The sequence below is a fragment of the Microbacterium sp. CPCC 204701 genome, assembly GCF_004010105.1.
GTDB lineage: Bacteria > Actinomycetota > Actinomycetes > Actinomycetales > Microbacteriaceae > Microbacterium.
In genome coordinates this window covers 1-7,246 of sequence record NZ_RRYE01000139.1, presented here as the reverse complement: position 1 = coordinate 7,246, position 7,246 = coordinate 1, and the positions used below count along the sequence as shown (strand labels likewise).

Below are 7,246 nucleotides of genomic sequence, written 5' to 3'. Positions count from 1 at the left end.
AGCGCCGGCGAGCGCTCGAGGGCGACCTCGACCGCCTCGCCGGTGGCGGCCGACTCCCAGGCCTCGCGCATGCTCGCGACGCCCGCGGCCGCACCGTCGGGGTGACCGTGGATGCCGCCGCCCGCGAGGACGAGCAGATCGGCCGTGCCGACTGCGGAGTAGGTGGCGTGTGCGAGGCCGCCCCACTGGCCGGACGACAGCACCGGCACCGTCGGGGTGAGGCCGAGCAGCGGCTCGCGGACCGCGGCGATCGAGTCGAGCACTTCGGCGTCCGTCTCGTAGAACTTGTTGCTGATGCCGTTGGTGTGCAGGTGGTCCGCGCCGGCGAGCCGGGCGAGCTTCTGCCATGCTCGGAACCCTATCCCGACCTGGTCGGAGCGGCTGAACGCGCCGAGCATCGCGCGATGGCCGTGGATCGGCACCTCCGCGTGGCGGCGCAGGAACTCCAGCCCCGGCAGCCCGACGAGGTTGATGCACGCCATGACGCACGTGCCGCCCGCGGTGACGACGAGGTCGTGGTTGGCCTCGAGCCGGTCGATGTCGTCGGTGATGTTGAACGCATACATGGGCTTGCGCCCGGTGCGGTCGGCGTAGCGCTCGAGCACGGGCATGACCGCGCGGACGCGCTCAGCCAGCGGCGCGCTGGGGCCGTTGCCCTGCAGCTCGTCGTCCTTGATGAAGTCGATGCCTGCGTCGGCCAGCCCGCCGACGACGTCGGCGAGCTCCTCGGGCGAGAGTCCGATGCTGGGTTTGACGATCGTGCCGATCATCGCGCCGGTCGGGCGGCCCACGAGCCGTCGCGTGCCCTCGACGCCGAACGCCGGGCCCGGGTAGCGCTCTGCGAACGCCGGCGGAAGCTCGAGATCGATCAGCTTGATCGCCGAGAGCTCCTTGATCTCGAACAGGTTGCCGGCGACCGCCGCGAGCAGGTTCGGCAGGGACGGTCCGAAGTTGCCGAGCGGAAAGCGCAGCCGCAACCGCGCACGGCGGCGCTGCGACGGGTCGCCGACCGAGCCCGGAAGCGGCGAGGCGCCGGTGAGCGGCACCTCCTCGAGCGATTCGACCTGCGCCGCGAAGCGCGCGCGGAGGTCGTCGGACTCGCGCTCGACCCGCACGAACGTGCCGGTGGACTGCTCGCCCGCGAGCACCTCGGCCGCGTGCGGCAGCGGAAGGGAGGTCTCGATGATGTACGTCGCGACGACGTGCAGTGCGGTCATCGGGTCACCACACCAGGGGGAGCCACACCGACATCTCGCCGGGGCCGCGGTTGCTCCACGCGAAGTACGGCACGAGACGCGTCGTCACGGTCGTCAGCTCGGCGTCGGCGAGGTCGTCGTACAGAACGTCGTCGGTGGGCCTCGGCAGCACCGCGATCTCGGTCTCGAGCACGACGACCCGGGTGCCCGCGACCTCGGCCTCGACCGGAGTGAGCTCCTGGCCGCGGCGCAGCCCCGCCTGCTCGAGCACGACGCCGTCTGGCAGGTCCGCGCTCTCGAGGCAGTACACGACCGGCCCGCGACGCACCGCGACCTGGTTGGCGGCCTCCTCGGCGAGGCGGTGGGCGCGCAGCACGCGCACCGGCATCGGCAGCGTCAGCACGACGACGTCGCCCTCGCGCCACTCGCGCTCGACGCGCGTGTAGGTGCCAGGCTCGGTGACCGCGACCTCTTCGCCGTTGACGGTGAGGCTCGCGCCCGACGACCAGCCGGGAACACGCAGGTGGAGAGGGATGCCGGTGCCCGAGGCATCCGTCACCGTGAACGTCAGCTGCTCCGACCACGGGTAGTCGCTGTCTTCGCGCAGGGCGAGGCTGCGTCCGTCGTCGGTCGTGACGTCGACCGACGACCCCCCGTAGAGGTGGAGGTAGAGGCCGTCGTCGCCGAGCGATGCGGCGCGCTCGTGGAACCGGGCCAGGGTGCGCGCGATGTTCGGAGGGCAGCAGAAGCAGCTGAGGTACGGCTCGCGCAGGCGTTCGTCGGACGGTGGAGGCGGCGGCGTCGGGTGGATCGCGGTGTCGCCGGGGCGCCGCAGCGGGTAGGGCAGGTCGCGCACCTGGCGCAGGGGGTTCGTGTAGAAGTACTCCGACCCGGCGAGGCTGATGCTCGACAGGAGGCTGTTGAAGGCGACCTGCTCGATGACATCGGCGTAGCGTGCGTCGCCCGTGAGCGACAGCATCCGCTCGCCCCACAGGATGAGCCCGATGTTCGCGCACGACTCGTTGTGGGCCGTCGTGTGGGGCAGCTGGTACGCGCGGCCGTAGGCCTGGTGCACGCGGCTGATCTGGTCCTGCCACGGCGAGCCGTCCGGCGAGGCGCCGTCGTACAGCGCGCCGGCGCCGCCGGTGATGTAGAGCTTGGTGTCGACGACGTCCTGCCACAGCCGCTCGAGCACGGCGGTCAGCTCGTCGTCGCCCGTATCGGCGATGAGGTCGGCGAGCCCCGCGTACAGGTAGTTCGCGCGCACGGCGTGCCCGGCCACGACGGTCTGCTCGCGCACGGGGAGGCGGTCCTGGTTGTCGTCGCCGCCCTGGAAGTCGTCGCGCACGCGCACGAACGACTCCGACAGGCGGAGGTACCGCTCGTCGCCTGTGGCGCGGTACAGGTCGACCACCGCCATGTAGTGGGACGGGCAGATGGCGCTGCGCGCGAGTTCGAGCGGCTTGTTGGTCGCGAGGTCTTCGAGGAACGCGGCCGCCTTCTTCGCGGCATCCAGCAGCGTCGTCGATCCGGTCACCTCGTAGTGCTTGACGCCCGCGGTGATGAGGTGGCCGAGGTTGTAGGTCTCGAAGTGGAAGCGGTCGGCGAGCGCCAGCGCGTCTTCATGGTTGCGCGCCGAGATGATCGTCGGCGTGTGGAGGTACCCGTCGTCGCGCTGCACCGAAGCGATGAGCTGCGCGATGTCTTCGAGGCGGGCCGCGAGCTCGGGATCGGGGTCGGTCTCGAGGCGGGCGATTGCTGCTTCGAGCCACTTGTAGAAGTCGCCGTCCATGAATGGCGGGCCCAGGTGCTCGCCTGACTCCAGCCCCGCGGCGATGCGGAAGTTCGCCAAGCCCGGGCTGACGGCGGGGTCGCTCAGCGACGACCAGATCTGGGGGATGGTGACATCGCGCGTGCGCTCGTGGACGTCGCCCCAGAAGCCGCTGCTCCACCGCGCGCTGTCGGCTCCGAGGGGTCGCAGCCGCGCATGGGCGCGTGTGGCTGTCGTGGCGGTCATGCGATGGTTCCTTCCGGAGGCGTGCACCTGACTGTAACCACGATTGGAGCACGAAGTGAATAGAATTTCAACACTGACTGTTGACACACTTTGGATTCGTGCCTACTGTCGTGGTCGTACCCTTCACCCGCATGGTCTTCGTCAAGGAGGACGCTATGAACACCCGACCCCGCAGCCGCGCTTTCGCGGCCCTGGGACTGACCCTGGCCGCTGTGATGCCGCTGGCCGCCTGCGCCGGCGGAAGCGGCGCGTCCTCGGGCGACGACGGTGCCGCGGGCACCGACCCCGAGACCTTCACGGTCATGACGGCGAACGAGAACCCCGTTCTCGAGGCGCAGCTCGACGCGCTCGCCGCCGGCGCCTGCGAGGCCGAGAACGAGGCGCTCCCGATCGAGCACCAGAAGGTCGCGCAGGCCGACACGGTGCAGAAGGTGACACTGCTGGCGAGCCAGGACGCGCTGCCCACCCACACGATCGCGGGCACGGCGCTCATCCGCCCCGACGGCGATCTCAACGCCGCCGGTCTCGTCGGCGACCTGCAGGCGGCGCTCGAAGAGGCCGGAACGTGGGACAACGTGCTGCCCGCGGCCGCGTCCACCGTCGAGCAGGTCTACGGCGGCATGTACTCGATGCCGTACCAGTACAACATCGAGGGCATCTTCTACAACAAGCAGATCTTCGCCGACAACGGTCTCGAAGAGCCGCAGACGTGGGACGAGCTGATCGAGGCGTCCGCCACGCTGCTCGACGCCGGCATCACCCCGATGACCGAGGCGGGTGCGAACGGCTGGCCGCTCACGCGCATCATGGGCATGTACATCTTCCGCAACGTCGGACCCGACGCGATGGCGGCCATCCGCGACGGCGAGGCCGAGCTGACCGATCCCGAGTACGTCGCGGGTGCCGAGGCGCTGGCAGAGTACGCCGAGGCCGGCTACTTCGGCGAGGGCTTCTCGACGCGCGACGGCGACACGTCGTCGAACATGTTCCTCACCGGCCAGGCCGCGATGACATACGACGGCACGTGGCTGCTGAGCGCGATCACCGACCCCGAGCGCAACCAGATCGGCGGCGAGAACGTCGGGTTCATGCCGTTCCCCGAGGTCGAGGGCGGCGCCGGCTCGATCGACCAGTACCCGGCCAACGCGGGCGCTCCGATGATCGTCAACGCCAAGCAGTTCGGGCCGAAGGTCGTGGACTGGATCAGCTGCATCGCCGAGAACTACGGCCAACAGGCCCTCCAGGACGCCGGCGTGATCTCGGGCTTCAAGGTCAACGGCGAGGTAACCGACATCTCGGAGAACACCGCCGAGATCCAGGAGCGCATCGCCGGGATCGACGAGACCGTGCTGTGGTTCGAGGCGCTGTTCGACCCGAAGAGCAACTCGCTCGCATCGACCAACGCGACGCTCCTCACGACGGGCCAGATGACTCCCGAGGACTACATGGCAGACCTCCAGGCGAGCATCGACGCCAACAGCTGACGCCCGCCTCGCCGGTCCCCCGCGCCTAGGCTCGGGGGGCCGGCTCCCCACAGAAAGCGACGGAGATGAACTCGATCTTCGGCGATCGCAGGACGATCATCATCCTGCTGGCGCCTGCGCTGCTGCTCTACACCCTGCTGAAGGTCGTCCCCGTCGCGTGGTCGCTCGGCCTGTCGTTCTTCGAGGGCAACACGCTCCGCGGATTCGAATGGGTCGGACTCCAGAACTTCGCGACCTTCTTCACCGACAGTGCCGCGCTGCAGTCGATGTGGGTCAGCGTCTTCTTCGCGATCGTCGCGACGATCGGCCAGGTGGCGCTCGGCTACGGTCTGGCTCTGCTGTACGTCTTCGTGCTGCGCAGGGGCTCGTCGTTCGTGCGCACCATCGTGTTCTTCCCGGCGATCCTGCCGACGGTCGCGGTGGCACTCCTTTTCAAGAGCTTCGTCGCCGTGGGCGACAACCAGGGTCCCGTCAACGACATCATCAACTTCTTCGGCGGTGAGAGCGTCGAGGTGCTCGCGTCGACCGTCGGCACCATGTCGACCGCGATCGTCATGACCCTGTGGGGGTCGATGGGGTTCTACGCGATCCTGCTGTACGCGGGCCTGCTCGACATCCCCGAAGAGATCATCGAGTCGGCGCGCCTCGACGGCGCGAACGGCCTGCGCCTGGTGCGGCACATCGTGCTGCCGCTGTCGCTGCCGATCCTGCTGTCGTCGATCATCTTCAGCCTCAACGCGACGCTCAAGGTGTTCGACAGCCTGCTCGCGCTCAACAACGGCGGGCCGGGCACGTCGACGGCCCCGCTCACCCTGTACATGTACCGCACGGCGTTCGAGTACGCCGAGTACGGCTACGGCTCGACGATCGCCCTGGTGCTGACCCTGCTGTGCCTGGTGTTCACGCTCGCGATCTTCCGGTCGTCGCGTCGCAAGGCGGAGGTGTGACATGACGACCATGACGCGGACGGATGCCCCCGCCACGGTGGCGGTGCCCACTCGGCGCAAGCCTGCGCCGAGCCCTGCCCGGCGCAAGGCGCTGCGCCTGGTGCGCCGCATCCCGGTGTGGATCATCGTCGCCGTTCTGCTGGTGGTGGTGCTCTACCCGCAGGTGTGGATGGTGCTCGGCTCGTTCAAGACGCAGTCGGAGTTCCTCTCCAACCCGGCGCTCTCGCTGCCGGAGACGTGGCAGTTCGACAACTACATCACGGCCCTGACCAACGGCAACGTCGGGCAGAACTACCTCAACAGCATCATCGTGACGATCCCGTCGGTGCTGCTCATCGTGTTCATCGGCGTCGCCGCGGGGTACGCGCTCGAGGTCATGATCTGGAAGGGCCGCAACGGCACGCTGCTGTACATCCTGGCCGGGATCATGGTGCCGGGGCAGATGATCCTGGTGCCGCTGTTCATCGTGTACTTCCGCATGGGGATCACCGACTCGCTGCTGCCGCTGATCATCACGTACACGGTGATGGGCCTTCCGCTGACGACGTTCCTCATGGCGACGTACTTCCGCTCGGTGCCGCGTGAGATCTTCGAGGCGGCGACGGTGGACGGATCCGGTCCGCTGCGCTCGTTCTTCGTGATCGGCGTGCCGATGATGAAGAACGCGATCCTCACCGTCGGACTCGTGCAGTTCTTCAGCGTGTGGAACGACCTGCTGATCGCGCTGACCTTCACGACGCGGCCCGAGCTCGCGACGATCCAGGTGGGCCTGCTGAGCCTCAGCGACGAGTACGGCTCGACCCAGTTCGGACCCCTCTTCGCCGCGGTGAGCATCAACATCGTGGTGCTGCTCATCGTCTTCCTGACGCTGAACAAGAAGATCATGGCCGGCATGTCCGGCGGTGCCCTCAAGGGCTGAGAGAGCTGAAAGGCTGGTGGCATGACCGCCGACGCACCCCGCATCGCCTTCGTCCACACCGGCGCCGTCGTCATCCCGCCGGTCGCCGAGCTCGCGCGCGAGCATCTGGCGGGCGCGACGACGGTGAACTACCTCGACGACAAGATCGTGGCCGATCTCGGCGACCCGCAGCGCGCGGCATCCGTCCCCGAGCGCCTCACCGATCTCGTGAAGGCGGCGCAGAGCGCGGGGGCGGATGTCGTCATGCTCACGTGCTCGTCGATCTCGCACCTGGCAGCTCCCACGGCCGAGGCCGTCGGCATCCCGGTGCTGCGCATCGACGAGGCGATGGCGGATGCCGCGGTCCGCACCGGCGACCGGGTCGCAGTGCTGGCGACCCTGCCGACGACCCTCACTCCGACCCTCGGCCTGCTGCGCGAGCGGGCCGAGCTCGCGGGGCGTTCGCCGGAGTTCGTGAGCGAGGTGATCGAGGGCGCGTTCGAGGCCGTCGCAGCCGGCGACCGCCCGAGGCACGACCGGCTCGTCGCGGCCGCGATCGAGCGGGTGGCGACGGATGCCGATGTCGTGGTCCTCGCGCAGGCCTCGATGGCGAGCGCGGCCGAGGCCGTGTCGGTCGGCGTCCCGGTGCTGACGAGCCTCAAGCCCGGCATCCGTCGCCTGAGCGAGACCGTCGCAGCGCTCTG

The 7,246-nt window shown here is 69.0% G+C and carries 6 protein-coding genes; 4 read left to right on the top strand and 2 right to left on the bottom strand.

Annotation, left to right across the window (positions count from 1 at the left end; all coding sequences use genetic code 11):
- Together EIO58_RS09815 and EIO58_RS09810 are read right to left on the bottom strand one after the other, a co-directional pair.
- Positions 1-1,217, bottom strand: a 1,217-nt coding sequence (locus EIO58_RS09815; protein WP_127819384.1) for a RuBisCO large subunit C-terminal-like domain-containing protein, incomplete at its 3' end; no start/stop codon positions are given.
- Between the two features lie 4 nt (positions 1,218-1,221).
- On the bottom strand, positions 1,222-3,213 hold the full coding sequence (locus EIO58_RS09810) for a glycoside hydrolase family 127 protein (protein ID WP_127819383.1): 1,992 nt from the start codon (positions 3,211-3,213) through the stop codon (positions 1,222-1,224).
- Between the two features lie 155 nt (positions 3,214-3,368).
- On the opposite strand from EIO58_RS09810, the gene EIO58_RS09805 reads away from it, so the two are divergent.
- The 4 genes from EIO58_RS09805 to EIO58_RS09790 all read left to right on the top strand — a co-directional run.
- Positions 3,369-4,697 (top strand): ABC transporter substrate-binding protein, encoded by a 1,329-nt coding sequence (locus EIO58_RS09805; RefSeq protein ID WP_127819382.1) that lies wholly within the window; start codon positions 3,369-3,371, stop codon positions 4,695-4,697.
- A gap of 65 nt (positions 4,698-4,762) precedes the next feature.
- Complete coding sequence (locus EIO58_RS09800) at positions 4,763-5,644, top strand: carbohydrate ABC transporter permease (protein WP_127819381.1); 882 nt, start codon at positions 4,763-4,765, stop codon at positions 5,642-5,644.
- 1 nt (position 5,645) lies between these two features.
- Positions 5,646-6,563 carry a carbohydrate ABC transporter permease gene (locus EIO58_RS09795; protein WP_127819380.1) on the top strand — a complete coding sequence of 306 codons (918 nt, stop codon included), beginning with the start codon at positions 5,646-5,648 and terminating at the stop codon, positions 6,561-6,563.
- Positions 6,564-6,584: 21 nt separating this feature from the next.
- Positions 6,585-7,246, top strand: a 662-nt coding sequence (locus tag EIO58_RS09790; protein ID WP_127819379.1) for an aspartate/glutamate racemase family protein, incomplete at its 3' end; no start/stop codon positions are given.